General features: G+C 68.1%; 22 protein-coding genes. 9 read left to right on the plus strand and 13 right to left on the minus strand.

The window, feature by feature from the left end; genetic code table 11:
• Positions 1-333: 333 nt before the first annotated feature.
• On the plus strand, positions 334-1,542 hold the full coding sequence (locus BLR41_RS00085) for a 4-hydroxybenzoate 3-monooxygenase (protein ID WP_092625932.1): 1,209 nt from the start codon (positions 334-336) through the stop codon (positions 1,540-1,542).
• Complete coding sequence (locus tag BLR41_RS00090) at positions 1,539-2,336, plus strand: GntR family transcriptional regulator (protein ID WP_245693671.1); 798 nt, start codon at positions 1,539-1,541, stop codon at positions 2,334-2,336. Before BLR41_RS00085 ends, BLR41_RS00090 begins: the two co-directional genes overlap by 4 nt.
• A 71-nt stretch (positions 2,337-2,407) precedes the next feature.
• Here the strand turns inward: BLR41_RS00090 and BLR41_RS23585 are convergent, their stop codons facing one another.
• Complete coding sequence (locus BLR41_RS23585; RefSeq protein WP_281240917.1) at positions 2,408-2,533, minus strand: hypothetical protein; 126 nt, start codon at positions 2,531-2,533, stop codon at positions 2,408-2,410.
• A 28-nt stretch (positions 2,534-2,561) separates the two neighbouring features.
• Here BLR41_RS23585 and BLR41_RS23245 point away from each other — a divergent pair, with 28 nt between their 5' ends.
• The gene (locus tag BLR41_RS23245) at positions 2,562-2,717 is read left to right on the plus strand and encodes an enolase C-terminal domain-like protein (protein ID WP_245693672.1); all 156 of its coding nucleotides are present in this window, start codon (positions 2,562-2,564) and stop codon (positions 2,715-2,717) included.
• 296 nt (positions 2,718-3,013) lie between these two features.
• Positions 3,014-3,565 (plus strand): hypothetical protein, encoded by a 552-nt coding sequence (locus BLR41_RS00100; protein ID WP_092625137.1) that lies wholly within the window; start codon positions 3,014-3,016, stop codon positions 3,563-3,565.
• Positions 3,566-3,780: 215 nt separating this feature from the next.
• On the opposite strand, the gene BLR41_RS00105 is transcribed toward BLR41_RS00100, so the two are convergent.
• Positions 3,781-5,028: a sodium:proton exchanger gene (locus BLR41_RS00105; protein WP_092625139.1), complete on the minus strand. Its 1,248-nt coding sequence runs from the start codon at positions 5,026-5,028 to the stop codon at positions 3,781-3,783.
• 252 nt (positions 5,029-5,280) lie between these two features.
• Here BLR41_RS00105 and BLR41_RS00110 point away from each other — a divergent pair, with 252 nt between their 5' ends.
• Positions 5,281-5,667 carry an ArsR/SmtB family transcription factor gene (locus tag BLR41_RS00110; RefSeq protein ID WP_092625141.1) on the plus strand — a complete coding sequence of 129 codons (387 nt, stop codon included), beginning with the start codon at positions 5,281-5,283 and terminating at the stop codon, positions 5,665-5,667.
• A 107-nt stretch (positions 5,668-5,774) separates the two neighbouring features.
• Positions 5,775-6,371 carry a class I SAM-dependent methyltransferase gene (locus BLR41_RS00115; protein ID WP_092625143.1) on the plus strand — a complete coding sequence of 199 codons (597 nt, stop codon included), beginning with the start codon at positions 5,775-5,777 and terminating at the stop codon, positions 6,369-6,371.
• Between the two features lie 60 nt (positions 6,372-6,431).
• Here BLR41_RS00115 and BLR41_RS00120 read toward each other — a convergent pair whose 3' ends face one another.
• Positions 6,432-7,238: an IclR family transcriptional regulator gene (locus BLR41_RS00120; RefSeq protein ID WP_092625145.1), complete on the minus strand. Its 807-nt coding sequence runs from the start codon at positions 7,236-7,238 to the stop codon at positions 6,432-6,434.
• Positions 7,239-7,702: 464 nt separating this feature from the next.
• Here BLR41_RS00120 and aceB point away from each other — a divergent pair, with 464 nt between their 5' ends.
• Both aceB and BLR41_RS00130 read left to right on the plus strand, forming a co-directional pair.
• Positions 7,703-9,304 carry a malate synthase A gene (gene aceB, locus BLR41_RS00125; RefSeq protein ID WP_092625147.1) on the plus strand — a complete coding sequence of 534 codons (1,602 nt, stop codon included), beginning with the start codon at positions 7,703-7,705 and terminating at the stop codon, positions 9,302-9,304.
• 232 nt (positions 9,305-9,536) lie between these two features.
• Complete coding sequence (locus tag BLR41_RS00130) at positions 9,537-10,796, plus strand: DUF6986 family protein (protein WP_092625149.1); 1,260 nt, start codon at positions 9,537-9,539, stop codon at positions 10,794-10,796.
• A gap of 144 nt (positions 10,797-10,940) precedes the next feature.
• Here the strand turns inward: BLR41_RS00130 and BLR41_RS00135 are convergent, their stop codons facing one another.
• From BLR41_RS00135 to BLR41_RS23265, 10 genes are all read right to left on the minus strand, one after another.
• Positions 10,941-11,585: a DJ-1/PfpI family protein gene (locus BLR41_RS00135; RefSeq protein ID WP_092625151.1), complete on the minus strand. Its 645-nt coding sequence runs from the start codon at positions 11,583-11,585 to the stop codon at positions 10,941-10,943.
• 7 nt (positions 11,586-11,592) lie between these two features.
• On the minus strand, positions 11,593-12,570 hold the full coding sequence (locus BLR41_RS00140; protein WP_092625936.1) for a DJ-1/PfpI family protein: 978 nt from the start codon (positions 12,568-12,570) through the stop codon (positions 11,593-11,595).
• 203 nt (positions 12,571-12,773) lie between these two features.
• Complete coding sequence (locus BLR41_RS23250; RefSeq protein WP_245693673.1) at positions 12,774-13,271, minus strand: DUF3995 domain-containing protein; 498 nt, start codon at positions 13,269-13,271, stop codon at positions 12,774-12,776.
• 348 nt (positions 13,272-13,619) lie between these two features.
• The gene (locus tag BLR41_RS23590; protein WP_281240918.1) at positions 13,620-14,363 is read right to left on the minus strand and encodes a D-Ala-D-Ala carboxypeptidase family metallohydrolase; all 744 of its coding nucleotides are present in this window, start codon (positions 14,361-14,363) and stop codon (positions 13,620-13,622) included.
• Positions 14,364-14,445: 82 nt separating this feature from the next.
• Entirely contained in the window at positions 14,446-15,522 is a 1,077-nt protein-coding gene (locus BLR41_RS00155) for a peptidoglycan recognition protein family protein (protein WP_092625157.1), read from the minus strand.
• 634 nt (positions 15,523-16,156) lie between these two features.
• Positions 16,157-17,683 carry a nucleobase:cation symporter-2 family protein gene (locus tag BLR41_RS00160; RefSeq protein WP_092625159.1) on the minus strand — a complete coding sequence of 509 codons (1,527 nt, stop codon included), beginning with the start codon at positions 17,681-17,683 and terminating at the stop codon, positions 16,157-16,159.
• A gap of 165 nt (positions 17,684-17,848) precedes the next feature.
• Entirely contained in the window at positions 17,849-18,739 is an 891-nt protein-coding gene (pucL, locus tag BLR41_RS00165) for a factor-independent urate hydroxylase (RefSeq protein WP_092625161.1), read from the minus strand.
• A gap of 7 nt (positions 18,740-18,746) precedes the next feature.
• Positions 18,747-19,097, minus strand: a complete 351-nt coding sequence (gene uraH, locus BLR41_RS00170; RefSeq protein ID WP_092625163.1) for a hydroxyisourate hydrolase — start codon at positions 19,095-19,097, stop codon at positions 18,747-18,749.
• Entirely contained in the window at positions 19,094-19,621 is a 528-nt protein-coding gene (uraD, locus tag BLR41_RS00175; RefSeq protein WP_092625165.1) for a 2-oxo-4-hydroxy-4-carboxy-5-ureidoimidazoline decarboxylase, read from the minus strand. Before uraD ends, uraH begins: the two co-directional genes overlap by 4 nt.
• Before the next feature lie 415 nt (positions 19,622-20,036).
• On the minus strand, positions 20,037-20,657 hold the full coding sequence (locus BLR41_RS23265) for a helix-turn-helix domain-containing protein (protein ID WP_245693674.1): 621 nt from the start codon (positions 20,655-20,657) through the stop codon (positions 20,037-20,039).
• A 158-nt stretch (positions 20,658-20,815) separates the two neighbouring features.
• Between BLR41_RS23265 and BLR41_RS00190 the strand changes: the two genes are divergently transcribed.
• Positions 20,816-21,613, plus strand: coding sequence for a hydroxypyruvate isomerase family protein (locus tag BLR41_RS00190; RefSeq protein ID WP_092625167.1), 798 nt, complete (start codon positions 20,816-20,818; stop codon positions 21,611-21,613).
• The last annotated feature ends 180 nt before the right edge of the window (positions 21,614-21,793 follow it).

Here is a 21,793-nt window from a genome sequence, read left to right on the forward strand (position 1 = left end):
GCTCAGTAGCGGGCGTGCTCCGTCTCGAATGTTCCCGTCCAGCCGCTCGTGTCGTTCCGTGGTGCCGGTGTACCGAGCCGGCACCACAAGTTTAATTCAAAGTACGAGGCCAGGCGGCTGGTCAACGCCGAAGTTCCTGTTATGTATTCCGTGTGTCTACTGTTGACGTCAATATGTAATTAAACTTAGCCTTGTCGAGTTATCCGGCGTCGACCGATGGGAGTCCGTGGGGTGATCGGTCGGGGGATCACCGCACGGGCCGGTTGGGTCGAGCCGGGGCGCGAAGGGCGGAACCCCGCCATGCCGGAGCGACCCGCTCCCGGGAGGTGGCACGTGTCCGAAATCGACACCACGGTAGTGATCGTCGGAGCCGGCCCGGCGGGCCTGACCACGGCGAACCTGCTGCTGGCGCGCGGAATCGAGACCGTCGTACTCGACCATTGCGACCGTGAGCGGTTGGTCGGCCGCTCGCGCGCCGGACTGCTGGAACGTCGCACGGTCGAACTGCTCGCCGAGAACGGACTCGCGGGCGGACTGCACGCGGCGGGCGCGGTGCACCGGGGCTGTGAGTTCCGCTCCGAGGGCACCGCCTTTTTCACGGACTGCTCCGCGCACTACGACGGAATCCCGCAGTGGGTCTACCCCCAGCAGGAGATCGTCGCTGATCTGCTCGACGCGTACGAGCGGGCCGGTGGGACCGTGCGGTACGCGACGGCGGTCGATTCGGTGCGCGGGTACTCCGAACACGCCACGGTTCGCTGTGCCGACGGCACCGTGATCCGAGCACGTTATCTGGCGGGAGCGGACGGTCAGCACGGTGCCTGCAGGGACGGCGTCCCCGATGACGCGGTGTCCGACCACACCATGCGGCACGAGTTCCGCTGGCTGACCCTGCTCGCCCACGCGCCGCCCTCCGCCGAGCACACGATCTACGCGCAGCACCGGAACGGATTCGCCGGGCACCTGCTGCGTTCGGACACCGTGACCCGATTTCACCTGCAGGTTCCCCTCGGCGCGACACTCGAGGAGTGGCCGGATCGGCGGATCTGGTCGGAGCTGCGTACCCGACTGGCCAAGCCCGGTTGGACGCTGCACGAGGGCGAGATCTTCAGCAAGAACCTCCTGGAGATGCACAGCCGGGTCACCGAACCGATGCGCCACGGGCGTGTCTTCCTGCTCGGCGACGCCGCGCACCTCATCACACCGTCCGGCGGCAAGGGGATGAACCTCGCCATCGCCGACGCGGCCGAATTCACCCACACGGTCACCGAGCACCTGGACACCGGGGACGAGAGCGTGCTGGACCGCTATTCCCAGCGGCGGATACCCGACGTCTGGAAGGCGCAGGAGTTCAGCCACGCACTGCTGCACACGACGCACACCTACTATCCCTCCGAGTCCCCGGACGCCGCCTTCCGCCAGCGGCTCCAGCAGTCGCGGTTGTGGCAGCTGCGGAACTCACCCGCCTACGCGCGGAACTTCGCGGAAAGCTACATCGGGCCACCGCTCGCCGGTCTCCCCGGTGCCGCCGTCGAGGTGTGACCCTTCCGGGGTGGCCCCGGCGGACTCGTTTCGCCGGGGAGACCGGCCGCTCCGGCGAGTTCCCGGAGAGCGTTTCCGCGGTGGCACACTGGCCCGGTGCGCTGCCGCAGGAGGAACCGCAGGTGACCCCGACCGACGAGCCCGCCGACACCAGGACCGACGTCGTCGCCGACCAGATCCGCCAGGGCATCGTGCTCGGCAGTTATCCCCCGGGGACGAGGTTGCGCCTGGCGGGACTGGCCGATGAACTCGACGTCAGCCGGGTCCCGTTGCGCGAGGCGTTCCGGGAACTGGTGGCCGAGGGGCTGGTCGAGGTGTATCCGCACCGGGGAGCGGTGGTCAGTCCGCTGCGCGAGCAGGAGGCCGAGGACTGCTTCCGGCTGCTGGAAACCTTCGAGGTCATGGCGGCCGAACGTGCGGTGCGCTCCGACCACGCCGGTGTCGCCGCCGCGATGCGTGCCGAGCTGGACCGGATGGACGACCTCGATCCCGAGGTGGATCGGGCCGAGATGCTGCGTGCGCACCGCGCCTTCCACTTCGTCACCTTCGACGCGTTGGGGGAAGGAACGATGCGGCGCCACGTGAGAATGCTCTGGCACACCTGCGAGCGCTACATCAACCTCGCCAACACCGGGGCGCGCCACGAGGAGGCCCGGCAGGAGCACCACCAGCTGGTCGCGGCTTTCGCGGCGGGCGACGCCGCCGTGGCAGCGGCCGTCGCCCGTGTCCACGTGCAACACGCCGCGGACGCCGCGCTGCGCCGCCTGTCCACCGAAACCGGTGCCGACCGGTAGTCCCGGTCCGGTAGTCCCAGTCCGGTAGTCCCGGTGCCGAACGGGCCAGGGCCGCGCGGGGTGAGTCGGACTCACCGGTCCATCGTCTCGTCGTGGTGCTCGCCGTTGATCTCCACGTCGTCGAGCCGCAGGTTCGAGACGTGCTCCGGGCGCATCGGCTCCCGCACCTCGTGGAAGCTGGACTCCGAGATCGTCACGTCGCTGATCGGCGAGAACCTGTGCGGCGTGCGCCGGTTCCGGGACGCGTTGGCGCGCGAGATCCGTGACGTGGTCCAACCCAACGTGGTCGGGGTCGGCGGCATAACCCCGCTCCTGCGCATCGCCGAACTCGCCGACACGTACGACGTGCCGGTGGCGGCCCACCGCCGCCCGGCTCCGTAGGAGATTCCGGAAATCACCGGAAACGGGTGGGTTTCACCGGGAAAATTCGGATATGTCCGAAACACGACCGTTGTCTTTCGGATGGTTTTCGTCGTTTCCCGGTTGCTCCTTTTGGGGACGATTTCGTGGATCCGGTTGTTCGTTTTCGGTGGTCCGTGGAATCACGTGGATTGTTCGGGTTGTTTTTGTATGATGTGTTTCATTGCTGGTGAACCGTTTTCGGGGATGGGCGTCCTACGGGATGAAAGTCGATCGGTTCGATCGTTCTGTCACGCCGCAGCAAGGAGAATTCCGCCATGAAGCGTTCGACGATTGCCTCCGGCATCGCCGCCACCTTCCTCGCCGCCGGAACGGTTGTGGGCACTGCTTTCGGCGCCACCCCCGGCACACAGCACGAGCGGTCCGCCTCGGTGGAGACGGCTTCGCAGTCGGCTTCTTCGCAGGTTTCCTCCTGCACCGCCAACGATCTCTCGATCAACATCACCAAGGATCCGCACGGGGGTGCCGGGCAGCAGGCTTTCGCGGTGCACTACACCGCCGCCGACGCCGACACCCACTGCCTGATGCAGGGATTCCCCACCCATCTGAGGTTCTTCCAGCCCGACGGTGAGACCGCGCCGGGTATCTCGGCCCGCGCGGAGCACACCGTGGCCGAGCCGGTCACCATCGATGCCGATCACTCGGGAGTGTCCTACTTCATCCAGCCCACCATCGGGCAGCACAACGAGCTCGGCTCGGTCTCGTTCCAGGCGCCCACCGGTGTGCAGCGCAAGCAGATCGAGGTTGCCTGGCCCGACGAGCCCGTCATCGGTGCCGAGCTGAAGGTCACCCCGGTCCGCCAGGCGTGACACCTTCCGCGGCCACTCGATGACCGCACGGATCGCGTCACCGTCGCAGCGCCCCGAGACCCGGTTTCCGGGTCGCGGGGCGCTCTGCTCTGTTCGTTCCGCCCGCCTCGGCGCGGCGATTTCGCGGGAAATCGCCGCCGCTGGAAATCGCCGCCGCGCCAGGGGGCGGACACTTCGTGCCCGAGCTTTCCGTGAACCTCTCGGTCTCGAGCGGCTCAGTGCGAGTTCACCGATTTCCGGGAATCGCCGGTATCCGCGGTCTCGCGCTCGTTTTGTCGTCCTCTGAAAGGCGCCGCGAGAGTGGGCAGGATGTGGTGGCGATTGGCCACCAGCGCGCCTGTCGCCAGGACCGCGTACACGAGGACGAGCACGTAGCGGGCCGTCTGCCCTGGGAACACGAACTGGGCGGCGAACAGGGTCAGCAGTGTCCAGGCTGCCCAGCGGGGGAAGCGCAGGGCCAGCAGGGCCGCCACTCCCAGCACGGTCTGCGTGGCGGTGAGCAGGAACTCCTCGATCTGTCGTGCGTCCAGCGACAGGGCAGTGGAGCCACCGCCGATCAGGTAGGCCAGCGGCAGACTGCCGACGAGCAGGGTCCATTGGTTGACCTTGCTGGAGATCAGGGTTCCGATCGCGTCGGCACCCTTGCCACGGGTGGCGAACAGGATCGCGACGATGAATTCCGGCGCCTCGGAGGAGAGCGGTGCCAGCCACTGCACGAGCAGGAACTGGTCGATGCCCAGCCTGGTGCCGGTTTCGATCAGCGCGTCGGCGAAGGGTTCCGCGCTGGCGAGGATGACCGCGGCGGAGAGCACGAACAGCGTTACCACCAGCGCTCGGCGGGAACGCCGCGGCAGTCCTCCGAGTGTGGCCGCGGGGCCGACCAGGTCGGGTTCCCCCGGCTCCGCGCGGGAGACTTTCCACAGGTAGAACACGAAGAACCCGATGAGCGCGAATCCCAGCCACAGTGAGAGCTCCCCCGTCACGGGGATGACGAAGGCCGCCAGCGAGGCGACGGCCAGGAAGCCGAGTTCCACCCGGTAGCCGGAATCCAGCACCAGCTCCCGCACCGTCCGTCCGCTGCGGTGGCGGGCCAGGGCCAGCGTCACCAGCACCACCACCGACCAGCCGAGTCCCAGTAGCAGGCGGTTGGAGCCGGTCATGTTCGCCGCCGCGTACGAGACGTACTCGGGTTCCTCGCCCGCCGTGTAGGCGAGGTAGAGGTCCACTGCGTACTCGGGGAGCACGGCGATCACGGCCAGCACCGCGATGGCCAGCCCGCCCGAGATGTCGACCTGGGCGGCCTCGGCCGCCCAGGCCAGCACGAAGGAGGAGGCGACCACCGCGGCCCCGAACAGCACCAGTCCGACGGGCGGGATCACGGAGTACCCGGTCAGCCGCAGGACGAGCGCCGGGAGGGCCAGCACCGCGCACAGCCCCAGTGGGCGCAGCAACCTCGTAGGCATCTACGTCTCTTCTCCGAACGGTCGGGTGCCCCGGCAGGGCGAGCGCCGCTGGGGTGCTCGGTCGGGACACGGGGGTCGGAGGCTCACTCACCCACCCGCCTCGTGACCGGGGCCCGGCGAGCCGGGCGCGTGGGCGTTTTCCTCCGGAACGTTCGGGAACCGTCACATTTACTTCGTTGTTTTCGCAATCGACGAAACATTTGCGGGGTGGCGAACCGACTCGTTTCGGCATGGGGAAAAATCGGACCGGCCATGGCGAACCAGCACTTTCCTCCCGACGCACACCGGTCCGTGCCCTGCGGCTCGGCGGAACCGACCGAGGCCCAGCTGTCCGAAGCGGCGGGCACCTTCGCCCTGCTGGGCAGTCCGGTCCGGCTGCACCTGGTGTGGTTGATCGCACAAGGATCGGCCGACGTGAGCACGTTGGCGGCAAAGGTGGGTGTAAGCGTCGCCACGGCCAGCCAGCACCTGAGCAAGCTGCGGCTGGCCGGGGTGATCAGCATGCGCCGCGACGGACGCAGACACCTCTACGCCGTCGACGATCCGCACGTTCGCACCCTGATCGAGCAGATCTTCGACCACATCGCCCCGGACGGGAGCCTCGCCCCCGATCCGTCCCCGGAGGGCGACACGAGCTGAGAGGCTGATCAGTGTCCACTGCCCCGGATAGCGGCCCCGAGCCGCTCAGGGGCAGTCCCGGGGTCGTCCCGGATGTTCAGTGGTGCTGCCTGTGCTGCCATGTCGGCATGGCTGGTCTGGGCGAGCGGTTGGCGGAGAGGGGATTCGCGCATCCGCGCGGCCTGTTCGGGAGGCTGGGCGGACGTCTGATGAGCCGTGGCAACGCCGCCACCGAACGAGAGGTGGTGGCTCTGGCCGAGCCGAACGGGCGGGACGAAGTGCTGGTCGTCGGGCCCGGTCCCGGGGTGGGGGTGCAGACCGCCGCGCGGTGCGCTCGACGGGTCGTCGGTGTCGACCCCTCGGACTTGATGCTCGAAGCGTGCCGCCTGCGTTGCGCCGATCAGGTTAAGCGGGGGCGGGTGCGGCTGGTCCGGGCGACTGCCGAGCGCACCGGGCAGCCGGACGGCTCGTTCGACGTGGTGCTCTCCGTCAACAACGTCCAGCTCTGGCCCGACCGGCACGAGGCACTGGTCGAACTCGCCCGCGTGCTGCGCCCAGGCGGCCGCCTGGTGCTCTCGGCGCACGAGCGGTGGCTCGCCGGGGGACTGCGCTCGTTGCACGAGAGCGTCGTGGTGACGGGATTCACCGACGTCAGTACCCGGACCTGGCAACCGCCGAGTCGTGGGACTCCACCGGCCGCGCAGCTGTGCGCGAGGCTCCCCTGAAGGGCGTCCTGGCGGCCCCCAACCTGACGCACGATGCTCCGGGGAAGCCGGCACGACGGTTCAGGCCGGCTCGCCCGTCGCGCTGAGTTCGTTGCCGAGGTCGGTGGCCAGCCGCCGCATCAGCGGCACCACGTCGTTGACGGCGATCCGTTTCATCCGCGCCTCGGGGCCACTGATCGAGATCGCCGAAGCCGCGGGTGCGTCCGGGATGGCCACCGCGTAGCAGCGCACCCCGACCTCCTGCTCCCCGTCGTCGAGGGCGTAGCCGAGCTCGCGGATGCGGGCGAGCTCCTCGCGCATGCCGTTGACGCTGGTGATGGTCCGCTCGGTCTGCGGGTGCATTCCGGTGCGGTTGAGTACCTGGGTGACGCTCTCCTCGGGCATGGTGGCCATCACGGCCTTGCCCACGGCCGTGGCGTGCGCGTCCACGCGTCTGCCGACCTCGGTGAACATCCGCATCGAGTGCTGCGAGGGGACCTGCGAGACGTAGACGATCTGCGCCCCGTCGAGCACCGCCATGTTCGAGGTCTCCCCGGTCGCCTCGGTCAGCTCGGCCAGGTAGGGCCGGGCCCAGGAACCCAGGGTGCGGCTGGCGGTCTCGCCGAGCCGGATCAGGCTCGGGCCCAGCGCGTAACGGCGGGACGGCTGTTGCCGGGCATAGCCCGTGCGGACGAGCGTGCGCATGATGCGGTGAATGGTCGGCAGCGGCAGCGCCGAAGCCTCCGCCAGGTCGCTGAGGGCGACTTCGCCTCCCGCGTCGGCCATCAGCTCCAGCAGCTCGAAGGTGCGTTCGACCGACTGAACGCCGCCCTGCGTGGGTTTGGCGCGATCGGATCCGTTCCCGCCCGCGTCCTGTCCAGCCGCCATCCAGTGTTCCTCTTCCCGTGTGTCGCTCGACCCCGTCAGCGGTCGGTTTCCGTCTCCACCGTACGGCGATGGGCCAGTGTATCCGCCCGATCAGCCGGGAGCTCCCGATGTGGGCGAACTCGTCACTCCCGTGCGGAGCCGGCGAACGGGGCCCGTCACCTCTTCTTCGGGGTGGGCTCCCGCTCGGACGGCCCCGGCCCGAGCGGGGTGGGTGGTCCACTTCATCTTGCCTGTAACGGTATGCGGAAACTAACCTCCACGATGCAAAAAACATAACGGGCGTACCGCGAGCCGGTGACGGGCTCGGTCGAGTCTTTCGGCTTTCGAACCCGTCCTTGTCGTTCCGACCGCCCGGCCGGACGAGCACGGCGGGTGGGTTCCGAAGGGGTGCGAGGGCGCCACCGGCGCGGCAAGCTGTGTCACCAGCCACCGTCTGTAACCCGGCATCAGAAAGAGGTGGACTCATGTCCCGATCGACCCCGGCACAGGGCGTTGAGGTCCTCGGCGCTCCCGTGGAGCGCGGCAACGAGATCCTCACCCCCGAGGCACTGGACTTCGTCGCCCGGCTGCAGCGCTCCTTCGGCGCGCGACGTGACGAGCTGCTCGCCCGCAGGCAGCAGCGCCGTGACGAGGCAGCCAGGACCGGCAAGCTGGACTTCCTGGCGGAGACCCGCCACATCCGCGAGTCCGACTGGCAGGTGGCCGAGGCCCCGCCCGCGCTGCGCGACCGCCGCGTCGAGATCACCGGCCCGACCGACCGCAAGATGGCCATCAACGCGCTCAACTCCGGCGCCAAGGTCTGGCTGGCCGACCTGGAGGACGCCAACACGCCGCACTGGAGCAACGTCGTCTCCGGCCAGGTCAACCTCCACGACGCGATCCGCAAGCAGGTCGAGCTGCACTCCAACGGCAAGCAGTACAAGCTGCGCGACGACGTCGAGCACGCCGTCCCGCTGGTCCGTCCCCGCGGTTGGCACTTCGACGAGCGGCACATCCTCGTCGACGGTCAGCCGGTCGTGGGCGCGCTGGTGGACTTCGGGCTGTACTTCTTCCACAACGCGCAGGAGGGGCTGCGCCGCGGCACCGGGCCGTACTTCTACCTCCCCAAGATGGAGAGCCACCTCGAGGCCAGGCTGTGGAACGACGTCTTCGTGCAGGCCCAGCAGGAGCTCGGCGTGCCGCAGGGTTCGGTGCGCGCCACCGTGCTCATCGAGACGATCCCCGCCGCCTTCGAGATGGAGGAGATCCTCTACGAGCTGCGTGAACACAGCGCCGGCCTCAACGCCGGGCGCTGGGACTACCTGTTCAGCGTGATCAAGACGTTCCGCTCGGCCGGATCGGACTTCGTGCTGCCCGACCGCAACAGCGTGACCATGACCGCTCCCTTCATGCGCGCCTACACCGAACTGCTGGTGCGCACCTGCCACAAGCGCGGTGCCTTCGCGATCGGTGGCATGGCCGCGTTCATCCCGAACCGGCGTGACCCGGAGGTCACCGAGCGCGCGCTGGCCAAGATCCACGACGACAAGCGCCGCGAGGCCAACGACGGGTTCGACGGATCCTGGGTGGCCCACCCGGACACCGTGTCGGTGTGCAAGGAGGAGTTCGACGCGGTGCTGGGCGACAAGCCCAACCAGCTGGACCGCAAGCGCGAGGACGTCTCCGTCGCCGCGGCCGACCTGCTCAACACCGCCGAGACCGCCGGTGACAAGACCCTCGCGGGGCTGCGCTCGGCCGTGGACGTCGGGGTGCGCTACATCGTGTCCTGGCTCGGCGGCAACGGTGCGGCCGGTATCCACAACATGATGGAGGATGCCGCCACCGCCGAGATCTCGCGGTCGCAGATCTGGCAGTGGCTGCACAACGGCATCGTGCTCAACGACGGGCAGCAGGTCACCAAGGACCTGGTCCGCCAGGTGCTCGCCGACACCGAGAAGGAACTCCGCGCCGAGGAGGGCTTCCCGGTCGAGAACCTGGACCGGGCCGTGGAGCTGTTCGAGCGGGTCGCGGTGGCCGACGAGTTCGTCGACTTCCTGACGCTGCCCGCCTACGAGCAGATCGACTGATCGACCGCCACGGTGGCCGTCCGGAAGCGTTCGGGCGGCCACTGCGGGTGCCTGTTCGAGGCCGAACCGCCGCGGGTTCTCTCGTGGTGCTCTCGCGAGGACGGTTCCGACGTTGTGCAGAACCGCTATCCGATGTCGGGGCACCCGCAGCGAGAGCCCGCGAGAGGCTCCGCCAAGCAACCGCCCACGCGAACCGAGTCGCGGACGCTCCTAAAAATTCGGAGGAGGACAAGTGCCCAGTACTTCGTTGAACCGGGCCGATGTGGACGTTCGGCTGGCCCCGCTGGCCGATGTCGACGCGCGGATCGCCGCCAGGTTCCGCAGGACCGCGACCGCGCGCCAGCCGGTGCACACCTGCTACGTCCCGGCGGGCAGGGTGGACGCCGGTACCCTTCGGAACTGGGGAGACGAGGCGCTGGCGGCGCTCGACGAGCACGCCCCGAGCGCGGCGGACCTCGCCGGGGTCATCGACGTTTCCGAGCGCCGCGCCACCGAGGTACTGCCGCGAGTGCGGGCCAAGCTCCAGCGGTCCCCCGTGGAGGACCTCCGCATCGACTTCGAGGACGGCTACGGTGCGCCCGGCGACGAGGTGGAGGACGCCGACGCCGAGCGCACCGCCGGTGTGGTGGCCGAGTGGCTGCGGCAGGGCACGGCTCCCGACAACTTCGGGCTGCGCGTCAAGTCATTCGACGATCCCGAGCTGCGTGCCCGTTCGGTGCGCACGCTGGACGTCTTCCTCACCGAGCTGCTCGCCAGGCACGGTGAGCTGCCCGGAGGCTTCCTGCTGACCTTCCCCAAGGTCGTCGACGTGCGGCAGGTGGAGGCGTTCGTCGAGGTGTTGGAGCTGGTGGAGCGCACCCTGGGACTCGCCTCCGGTTCGCTGCGGTTCGAGATCCAGGTGGAAACCACCCAGTCCATCGTGGACACCGAGGGCAGGTTGGCGCTGCCGAGGTTCATCGGAGCGGGACGTGACCGGATCAGCGGGCTGCACTTCGGAACCTACGACTACACGGCGGGCTGCGGACTCACCGCCGCGCACCAGCACCTGGCGCACCGGGCCTGCGACTTCGCCAGACACGTGATGCAGGTGTCGGCGGCGGGGACCGGGATCTTCCTGTCCGACGGGTCGACCAACGTGCTGCCGGTGGGCGGGGCCGAACAGGTTCGGCACGGCTGGCGGACCCACTACGGGCTGGTGCGGCGTTCGTTGGAGCACGGCTTCTACCAGGGGTGGGACCTGCACCCGGCGCAGTTGGTCACGCGCTACGCGGCCGTGTTCGCCGAGTTCCGGGACTCCGCCGAGTCCGAGGCCGCTCGACTGGCCGCCTACGTCTCCGCCACCGGCGGAGCGGTACTGGACGAGCCCGCCACCGCCAGGGCGCTTGCGGCGTCGTTCGTGCGGGCGCTGGACAACGGCGCCACCGACGCCGAGGAGGTCGCCCGGATGACCGGTGTTCCCGAGCCCGAGCTGCGCGAGCTCGGTCGGGTGTAGTTTTCTCCGGAAACGCCGCATCCGGGCGGGAGCGGCGATTCCGCGAGAAATCGACGGCCCTTCCGGAGTTTTCGTGGTTCTCCGGAAGGGCCGTCATCCTGCTGAGGGACTGCCGTCGAGAACGCCGTGCCGAGGGTTCGATGCTCAGGACCGCCCTTCCAGTAGGAATCGGCTGCGGTTCCGGAGTGCCTCGGTGATCTCGGTGGGCGCCTTGTCCGGGGAACCCGAGCCGTAGGGCGGTAGCGGGTCGTATTCGATGCCGAGCTGAATACGGCGCGCGGTGTCCTCGTCCGCCAGTTCCCCGGCGAGTCCCAGTCCCATGTCGATACCGGCGGAAACCCCGGCAGCGGTGACGTACTTGCCGTCACGGACCACACGCTCGCTGCTCGGGGTCACCCCCAGTGGAGACAGCTGTTCCAGAGCGAGCCAGTGCGAGGTGGCGGTGCGCCCGGCGAGAATCCCTGCCGCGGCGAGAATCAGCGATCCGGTGCACACCGAAGTCGTACGGGTGGTGTTCTCGTCGGCGGTGCGCAACCACTCGTGGACGGGGCCGTCGGACATGTGGTCCGTCTGCCCTGGGCCGCCCGGCACGACCACGATGTCCGGCCGGGACACTTCGTGAAGAGCGGCATCGGCGACCAGGCTGAGACTTCCCACCTCGTTGCGCACCGCTCCGCGGTCTTCGCCGACGAACACGACCTCGGTATCGGGCAGCCTGCTGAGAACTTCGTAGGGACCGACCGCGTCCAGCGCGGTGAACCGGTCGAACAGCAGGATGGCGATCCGCATTCTTCTCCTAGACAAGGCTTGATTCACAGCGCAGGCGGTCGCGGTACTCCGAAGGACTGACACCGAGATCCCGCAGGAAGACGCGCCGCATCGTCTCCGTCGTGCCGAACCCGCAGTGCCGCGCGATCTCAGCGATTTCCGCGCCGGTGTCCCCGAGTGCGCGTCGCGCGGCGTCCAGCCGCACGCGGTCCACGTATCGTCCGGGTGGGATACCCACCTCGCTGCTGAACGAGCGCGCGAACTGGCGCGGCGAGAGGTTGGCCCGCCGTGCGAGTGCCGCTACCGAGAGGTCCGAAGCGGGGTGCTCGACGATCCACTGCTGCAGGTCCCGCAGCGGCTCGCGCCGCGCCGTCTGATTGGCGAGCGGTGCGCTGAACTGTGGTTGATTGCCGGGACGTCGTAGAAAGACCACCAAGTATCGTGCGATCAACAGAGCGGTATCGCGGTTCAGGTCCTCCTCGACCAGTGCCAGCGCGAGGTCGATACCCGTGGTTACTCCCGCCGAGGTGGCTACGCCGCCGTCCCGAACGAAGATCGGCTCCGCCACGACCTCGATATCCGGGAAACGGTTCGCCAGGGATTCGCAGTGGGCCCAGTGCGTGGTGGCTCTGCGTCCGGACAGCACGCCTGCCTCCGCGAGCAGGAAGGCTCCCGTGCAAACCGATACGATCCGTTCGATTCTCGGAGCTGCCCAACGGATCCAATCCACGAGTTCGGGACACGGTGTGCGGGTACCTACGCCGCCCGGAACGAGCAGCAGGTCCGGTGCCGACACCTCGCGAAGATCCCGGTCGGGAGTGAGCAGCAGCCCGCTGGAGGTGCGGACCGGTCGAGCGTCGAGAGCGGCGGTGTGCACGACGTACTCCGGTTCGCCACCACCGGAGGTCTGCCGCTCGTTGGCACCGGCGAACACCTCCAGCGGCCCGGTGACGTCGAGACTCTGTACTCCCTCGAAGAGAACCACGAGCACGTTGCGGGAGCGCATGGGAATCATGTTGGCCGTCGCGCGCGGGCGGCCACAATGTCGATTCTCCCAACTTTTCTGCCACCACCGGACGGGAGCGGCCCGTTTTCACCGGGCGCGGCGTCGATTTCTCGCGAAATCGCGGGGCGGATGGTGCGACGGCGAAGCGGGAAGGCACCGTTCCGGCCGTGGATCGCTCGGCGCGGCCATCGGGACAACCGCCCTCAGAACATCCGTCGTCCGGTGCCCGAAGCCCGAGTATCGCGAGGATCGCCGGAGCGTAGCGCCGTGGCCAGCAGCAGCACTCCGCCGAGTACCCAGTAGGGGTCCCAGAGCAGCACGTAGTACCAGTACCAGTGGCTGACGCCGCCCTCGACCGGTACGACTCCGGCCAGCACCAGGCTGTTGCCCACCACTCCGAACAGGCCGTAGACCGCGCAGACCACCCCGGAGGTCCAGAGCACCAGCGCGAGCAGTCCGCGCACCGCCCGGCTTCGCCACTGCCGGGTGGCCAGCCAGGCGGCGAGGCCGATACCGGCCTTGAGCAGGGCCGCCCCGAGGTTCAGCAGCGTGAACAGCGGCGTCGGATCGTCGGTTTCCAGCGGATGCGCGCCGGTGCGGCCGCCGAACGCCCAGAACACGCTCAGCGCGGCGAACAGCAGCGCCCACACGACGCTCGCGTAGTGCGGCAGGTACCGGCCGTGCCGTTCGGTGCGGGTCACGTCACGCACACTATCGGTGTGCGGCCGAACCGACGACCGTGCCGTACCGGTTGCCCGGTACGGCACGGTCGTGTCGAAGCGTTTCGCACGGCTCGTTGTGGTTTGCAGCCGTGCCGACGATCGAAGCGGTACCTGCTGCGCGGCAGAGCCGAAAAACCCGACCCGAGTAGTCGGCCCCGCGGAAAACCACTTACGCAGCCCGACCACCCGCGGGTTCTCCCGCGTCGCGCTCTCGTGAGGACGGCCCGACGTTGTGTAGGTCGCTACCCGATGTCGGGCCCCCGGAGCGAGAGCCGGCGGGAGGTTCCGCCAAGCGAGCATCCCGGCACTCCGGCCGGAAAATTTCGATCAGAAGCAGTTCGGGGCGTTCCAGTACCTGCCGGAGCGGGTGTCGAGGTGGGTGTGGTCGTTGTGCCCGGCAGCGCCGGGTCCGATGATGCCGTTGAAGCCGGAACTCCTGGCCGCGCGGGCGAGGTCGCACAGCGAGTGAGCACCGGTCAGGTCCGCCGCCAGGCCGTAGGTGTGCTTGCTGTTCGGGGCGCCGCCCACGGCGTCGTTGTGCGAGACGCTGCGGAACCCGGAGCTGACGTAGAGCGGGCTGTCGCCCATCTTGTGCCGCATCGCCTCCAGCTTCCACATGTTGCGCAGCACGTTGCTGCGCACGTTCGAGGTGCTGGTGTTTCCGCCGGAGAAGCCGCTGCCGTCACCGGAGGTGAACTCGGAGTACGCGAAGTGCGCCGGGGTGCAGTCGGCGTCCTGCAGCGAGTAGATCTGGCTGTAGGTCTCCGGCCCGGCGACTCCGTCCACGGTCAGCCCGTAGCCGCTCTGGAACCGCTCCACCGCGTTGGCGGTCTCCGGGCCGTAGACACCGTCGATGTTGACCGGGTCGCCGTAGGCAGCCCAGCCCGCCACGCGAACCTGCAACCTGCGGACATCGCTGCCGCTGTCACCCTGGGACAGCGTCTCTCCCCAGGTGTAGCAGGAGTCCGCGGCGGCGGGCGCCGGGTCGAGCACGCTCGTCCCGCCCAACAGGCCCAGGCTCAGCGTGAACGCGCCGAGAAGACCCAGCATCGAACGACCTGTTCGTTTCATTTCCTACCTCCCTCGTAGGGGTTCGGACGGCGCGCTCTGGTGGTGCGCACCGCCGTAACGGAAAACCGGTGTGCTCGAAGGATCAACCGAGCAGCTCGTCCCAGGTGCGGGCGTCGACCACACCGTCGACACGCAGCCCGCGACCGTCCTGGAAGTTCCGCACCGCCGACTCGGTGACCGGGCCGAAGATGCCGTCCACCGTCGTGCCGAGCCGGTGCTGCACCGCCCGCACCGCCGGGCCGCTGTCACCGTTCTCGCGGTCACGGACCGCCTGGTTCCACGTCTGGGTGCCCGCCAGACCGTCCACGATGGCGCCGGTGGAGCGCTGGAAGTCGCTCACCGCGGTCTCGGTGGCGGGACCGTAGATTCCGTCGATGCTCAGCGTGGCGCCGTGCTCGTTGAGCAGGTGCTGCAGTGTCCGTACCCGCTCGCCCTCGTCACCGGGGCGCAGCAGCGGCCAGCTCACCCCGGTGGGATCCCCGCCGACCGAGGCGGCCACGTCGGCGCGCAGCTGTCCCAACAGGGCGTAGAGCCGGTCGCCAGGGCAGCCGGTGGCGTTGAAGTCACGGTGCCCGTAGATCTCGTAGGACTCGATACCGTAGGAGTCGCACAGCGCCACGCAGAGTTCGACCAGCTTGTCGTACTGGGTACCTGGGAACGCCACGCTGTTGTAGGTGCCCTCGTTCTCGATCCCCACGGCCAACCTGTTCTGCCCGCTGGTGTGCGCGCTGACCACGTGGTTGCCACCGCTGTCGAAGGCGGCGAGGCTGTGGTGCCTGCCTTCGGTGAGGTGGCCGCCCCGGCTGAGGGTGAAGTGCTGGCCGGTGTCGATCCAGCCGTTGTGGTCCATGTGGTAGTCCTGAATGGACCGTGCCAGCTCGAACGCGTGCGCGCGGGAGTAGTCCGTGCTGTTGGGGGTGGCGGTGTGGTGCACGATGATCTTGCGGGCCGGGCGCGCCAGTACCACCGGCTCGCTCCGGGGCGGGCGTGCTCCCCAGGAGTCGGTACCCGCGATGCTCAACGCACGCGTGCTCGGCGGTGAGGTCGTGGCCGCTGCCGTTCCGCCCAGTAACAGGCCCGTGGTTCCCAGCAGGGTGCCGCCGAGCAGCGCTCGCCGGGTGGTCTCGTTCGGTTTCGCGTCCCGCCGTCTGTCGGGCATCTGTTCGCTCCCGCCGTGGGAATCGGTGGTCGATGATTTTCGGTTCGCGAACGGGCGGAGCGAATTTTTCCCACCGATGGGGGAGGTGGCAAGAAGCTGTTCGGAGTTTCGGCCGGATTGCCGCCTTCCGGTCGAGTATCCTGCTCCGGAAGGGTGAGAGCGGTGCGCCGTAACGGCCGCATTCCGGGTTTCGTCCGTTTTTGGCAGGATTTACGCGTCATTCGTGTTTTCCCCCGATTGTCCGCTCGATTGGTTTCCTTTTCGGGGGCTCCGGGAAGCAACGGGCCGCGGCGGAGCGAACGACGAGCTGCCCGGAGTGATTAATCCGGGATTTTCCCGAAACCGGTGGGAAGATGATCACGGGCTCCCGTGCCGGGTGAGGCGGTACGGGAAACGGTGCGAAAAACGGGAACAAGAAGCACAGTGGCTCCGGATCCCCGGGTGAGTCCCGATGAGTGTCGCGGCCGAAACGCGCGAAGCGGGGACCCGGCCGCACGGACCGGGTCCCCGCTTTTCGGGATCCCCGCTTTTCGGGAGACTCGCTCTTCGGGTGTCGCTCGGGTGGGCGGTGTTCCGAAGCGCCACCGATCACCCGGCCGTCGAGGCCACCTGACCGGGCGGTCGCGAACCGCTGTCAGTTGGTGCGTTCGGTGTCCTGCGCGAGGCTGTTCGGTTTGGGAGGGGGAACCGGCCCTGCCTGCGTTCCGCCCGCACCCACCTCCTCGGGCTCGGCGGTGTCGACCGAGAGCGCCGCTGCTGCCGCCCCTTCCGGGGTCTCGTCCACTCCGGAAGCCGGGTGCTCGCCCTGCCCGGAGCCTCGTACCCCGTTGAACAGCAGGTTCAGCGCCAGCGCTGCCAGGCAGCCGGTGCTGATGCCGGAGTCCAGCACGGTACGCAGCGCGGCGGGGAAGTGCTCGTAGAAGTTCGGCGACACGATCGGGATCATGCCGACCCCCACCGCCCCCGCGACCACCAGCGAGTTCAGCGGGTCACCGAGATCCGCCTTGCCCAGCGTGCGCATCCCGCTGGAGGCGACCGAGCCGAACAGCACCAGCGCCGCACCACCCAGCACCGGCTGCGGTACCAGCGAGACCACGGCGCCGACGATCGGGAACAACCCGAGCATGATCAGCACGCCACCCGCGGCCGCCACGACGAACCGGCTCTTGACCCTGGTCAGCGCGACCAGCCCCACGTTCTGCGCGAACGCGCTGCAGGTGAATCCGCCGAACACCGCGCTCAGCGCGCTGCCCGCTCCGTCGGCGCGCAGCCCGGCGGCGATCGTCTGCTCATCGGCGGGGCGATCCACGATCTCGCCCAGCGCGATCATGTCCGCGGTGCTCTCCATCATCGCGACGAGCATCACGATGCAGATGGAGATCGTCGCCGTCAGGCTGAACGCCGGAGTGGCGAGTTCGAACGGCATGGGGACGTCGAAAATCGGGGCCTGCTCGAAGGTGGAGCTGTCCACCGCGCCCAGCGGCCACGCCACGAGGGTTCCGATGACCAGGCCGATCAGCAGGGCGATCCGGTTCCAGAATCCCTTGAGGAATCTGTTGAGCAGCAGTACCAGTACGAACGTTCCCGCACCGAGTCCGATCCGCAGCGGAGAGGCGAAGTCGGCGGCCTCGCTGTCGTTACCGGCTATCCAACCGATCGCGACGGGGAACAGCGACAGTCCGATCAGCGTGATCACGGTGCCGTTGACCAGCGGCGGGAAGAAGCGCACCAACCGGGAGAAGTATGGTGCGGCGATGAAGGCGAGGATCCCGGCGATCAACACCGAGCCGTACACTATGGACAGTGCTTGTTGCTGGTCGTGCTGCGCGACGATGGCCAGGATCGGGGCCACGGAGCCGAAGGTGACGCCGTTGACGAACGGCATGCGCGCACCGACCCGCCAGACACCGACCGCCTGCAGCAGGGTCGCGATTCCCGCCGTCAGCAAGCTCGCGCCGATCAGCAGCGTCATTCGGAGCGGGTCCAGCCCCAATGCCTGGCCGATGATCAGTGGAGGCGCCACCACACCCGCGTACATCGCGGCGATGTGCTGCACACCGTAGGCCAGCAATTTGCCCGGCGGAAGTACCTCGTCCACCGGATGGGAGTCCTGTCTTCCGTTTCTCGTGCCGCGATTGCGCCTACTGATGAACAGGGGCATTGGGTACTCCTGGGCCACGGAGGAAATATGGGTTAGCTAAATCAATTCTCTGCGAAATCTCGAATCAGGCGTTGCCGTCGAGTAACGGTGTGGTTTCCGGAGAAAAAGGTGAGAGTTGAGACAACGGGGTCGCCGGTTCTGCTTCCGGCGACCCCGGCGGCGGAATCAGAATTCCGGCAGGCTGTACCAGGCTCGCGGTGCCTCGTCGACGTCGTCCCGGGTCACGGTGCCCTCGATGAGTCCGTATGGGCGGTCGGCGGCGAAGAAAACCTCGTTCTCGTTCTGCATGCCGAACGGTTCCATGTCCACCAGGAAGTGATGTTTGTTGGGCAGCGACATTCGCACTTCGGCGACCTCGGGGTGCTTTTCCAGCACTGCCTTGCCCATTTCGTGCAAACTCTGCTGCAACGCGTAGCTGTGGGTGGTGGCGAATGTTTCGAGCATGGTTTCCCGGATCGAGCCGAAGCTCTTCGCCCAGTCCACATCGGTGTGCAGATAACGCCACCGTGCCGTGACCGCCGTCGCGAGAATCCGGTCCTCGGTCTCCCCCAGCGTGGTGAACCGGTCCTTGGGGTATCCCCAGAACTCCGAACCCGTGGACTTCAGCACGACCAGGTCCTTGAGTCCGGAGACCACGTGCGTCTCCGAACCGTCGATGGTCACCGCGGTGGTGCGCTTCTCGTCGCTGGACCTGGCGAACGAGTGGTCGTGCCCGGTTCCCGCGACCGGGATGCGTTCCCAGGCGTACTCCTCGACGAGGATGCGCGCGCCCTTGACCGGCTCCTGGGTGTCGATGAAGTGCCGTCCGAGCCGTACCGCGAAGTCCTCGATCTCACCGACCGGCTGCTCCTTCGCCAAGCCGTAGACCGTGTTCTTCTGGGTGTCGGTCGGCAGCACCTTGGCGTTGTCACCGGTGTAGTGCGTGTCGTCGAAGTCGCCGCGCAGCGCGGTGCTGACGTTGAGGTCCTTGATGGTGTGCCTGCTGCTGCCCCGGTTGATCGTGACGATGCGGCACTCGGACTTGCCGTACTGGTTGGGGCCCATGACGATGCCCATGAGCTGATCAGCTCCCTCGGTATGTGGAATAGGCGAACGGGCTCAACAACAGCGGAACGTGGTAGTGCTGCTCCGCGTCCGCGAGGCGGAAGGTGATCTGCACCTGCGGATAGAAGGAGTCGACGCCCAGGCGTTGGAAATATGCTCCTGTTTCGAAGGTCAGCCGGTAGGTGCCTTCGGTCAGGCGGCTCGGTCCGAGCTGTTTGGCCCTGCCGTCGTCGTTGGTCACGGCTTCGCCGAGGGAGGTCCACCCGTCCCGCGTGGCCTGCTCCAGCGCGACCTCGATCCCCGCGGCGGGCAGCCCCCGGGAGGAGTCCAGGACGTGTGTGGTGACGGCACTCGTGGTTGTCTCGCTCACGCTTCGATCACTCTCGCCAGCCGTAGTCTCGCGATCTTGCGCAGTTCGTCGGCGACGACGCGCAGTTCGGTCTCGGGGTCGTTGTCCAGTCGGGAACGCAGGATCTCCAGCAGCTCCGGTCCGCTGCGTCCGCTCGCGCACACCAGGTAGACGTGCCCGAAGCGGCGTTCGTACTCCTCGTTGGCCTCCGCCAGCTCCACGGCCAGCTTGGTGTCGTCCGCGTCGACGCCGGACTGCTCCCGGCGCGACCACGAGGCCGAGGTGTCGTTGCCCGTGGATCGCTGGCCGATCCTCGGATGAGCGGCCAGCGCGGAGTGGATCTCCGACTCGGTGAGCTCGTTCGCCGCGCGGTCGGCCGTTTCGTAGAGCTGGTTGTCGGACTCGTAGGGCCGGTTGTCGGCCAGCTCGTTCGCCCAGCGCTGCACATCGAGGCAGGCCAGCAGTTTCTTGACGAGCTCGGGCCGGGGCAGGCTGTTGAGCCTGGCCAGTCCCGGGCCGGCGCCGGTGGAAGATGGTGCTGACATCGGTGTTCCCCACGGATTCGCGTGGTTGTTCTCCTCGGGTTCACCCGCATGTTCCCTCGGAGCGGCTGGTGGCAAAAGTTAAGGCCGCTCAACCGAGGGTGTCAACACTTTGTTGAAAGTTGCTGGTCCACGCTGTGCGTTCGCACAATGATCGCGGTTTTGGGGAGAGGTGTTCGGCCGAAACGCCCGATCCGGGACCACTGCGCGTGTCGGTGGCGCGCTACTGCGTTCGGAGCAGCGCGCCGACCGGGGCTGTGCGGCGTGTCCCCGTTCGGCGCGGTATCGATTTCTCGCGAAATCGCCGCGCCGGTCGAGAGGGGAAACCGGGGAGCGCGGGTCCGGCGGGGGAGTGCGGCGCGGCCGGGCCGCTGGGGAGGCGTAGGCGGGGGCCGTCGAAGAGGCGGACGGCGGTTGTTCAGGAGCGTTCGCGGTTGAGGTAGTTGTAGACGGTGAAGCGGCTGACCCCGAGTTTCTTGGCCACCGATTCCACCGATTTGCGCAGCGTGAAGGCGCCGCGTTCCTCGAGTAGGCGCACGGCGCGCTGCTTGTCGGCCCGAGACAGGTCGGCCAGGCCCGCGCCGAGCTCGGTCTCGACCTGCGCTATCAATCGATCCAGTGCGCTGGTGAGCTCCTCGTTCGGCATCCGTACCGCGACGGCGGGCACGCCGTCCCAGTAGAGCAGTACGTCATCGGATCTCCGTTCCTCGACCGGCACCGTGCTGGCGCCGATCCGGCTGAGCAGCGGCTGGATCGCGGAAGTCAGCGGATGCACGTGAAACCTCAACCGTCCCGGGGGGGTGTCGTCGATGCTGACCTGCAGGGTGATTCGGTCCGCCCCCGCGTCCAGGGTTCGCTCCAGCACCGCCGACAGGGCCGGAAGTAACACTGCCCGCTCCCCGCTGATGGCCGTACCGAGCGGCCCGAACTCCGGCTCCAGCCCGGACTCGCGCAGCGCGTCCCGAGCCACGGCCGCGTGCGCGGGGGGATCGCCCTCGCCCTCGAACGGTTCCGTCGTGAACTCGGCTCTGAGTCGCATCGAGCACCTCCGCTGCCGTCCGTCCCCGTCGTACGCCTCATCACGGTAGCCCGCCGGTGCGACGGGTGTTGACCCTGTCGTGGACACTCAGTATTCTATCGCTGTACGAAATAAAAATTTCACTATGTGAAATACGGGTGAATCAAGGGGGCACACGGATGCATCGCTTCCCGTACGCAGTCAACACGTCGATCCTGTTCACCGAGCTCGACGTGTTGTCCCGGCCCGCAGCCGCCAAGGCAGCCGGTTTCGACGCCATCGAGTTCTGGTGGCCGTTCTCCGAGGCCGTTCCGGGCGACGGTGAGGTCGACAAGTTCGTCCGCGCCGTCGAGGACGCCGGTGTCTCCCTGGTCGGGTTGAACTTCTTCGCCGGCGACATGCCCGCCGGGGACCGTGGCGTGCTCTCGCACCCCGCCAGGTCCGCCGAGTTCCGCGACAACGTCGACGTGGCGGTGGGAATCGGCGCACGGCTGGGCTGCACCGCCTTCAACGCCCTCTACGGCAACCGGATCGAGGGCGTACAGCCCGCCGAGCAGGACGCCGCGGCCGTGGAGAACCTCACCGCCGCGGCGAAGGGAGCCGCGCGCGTCGACGGCACCGTGCTGATCGAGCCGGTCAGCGGCACCCCCAGCTATCCGCTCAAGAAGGCCGACGACGCGGTCGCCGTCATCGACCGGGTACGTGAATCGGGCGGTGTGGACAATCTGCGGCTGCTGTTCGACCTGTACCACCTGATCGCCAACGGTGACGATCCGGCAGCCGCCATCGACAACCACGCCGCTCGGATCGGGCACGTCCAGATCGCCGACGCCCCCGGTCGAAACGAGCCCGGCACCGGCCAGGTGGACTTCGACCACTACTTCGCCAAGCTGCAGCGGGCCGGCTATCGCGGGCACGTGGCGCTGGAGTACAAGCCCAGCGGCACCAGCGCCGACAGCTTCGGCTGGATCTATTGAGCGTGACTACGTCGGCTCTGGCGCGGTGGTCGGGTAGCCGTCACGTGAGTCGGCGCCTTGCCGCGTTGGGCCGGCTCTTGAGTAGCGACCTACGCGGCGAGCGGCCCTGCCTCGCAATGCATCCGACTCACGCACCGGGGACACCCGCGCTGCGACCCGCACGGCCGCGTCCCGACAGCG

Source organism: Actinopolyspora mzabensis, assembly GCF_900101095.1.
In the GTDB taxonomy this organism is placed as follows: domain Bacteria; phylum Actinomycetota; class Actinomycetes; order Mycobacteriales; family Pseudonocardiaceae; genus Actinopolyspora; species Actinopolyspora mzabensis.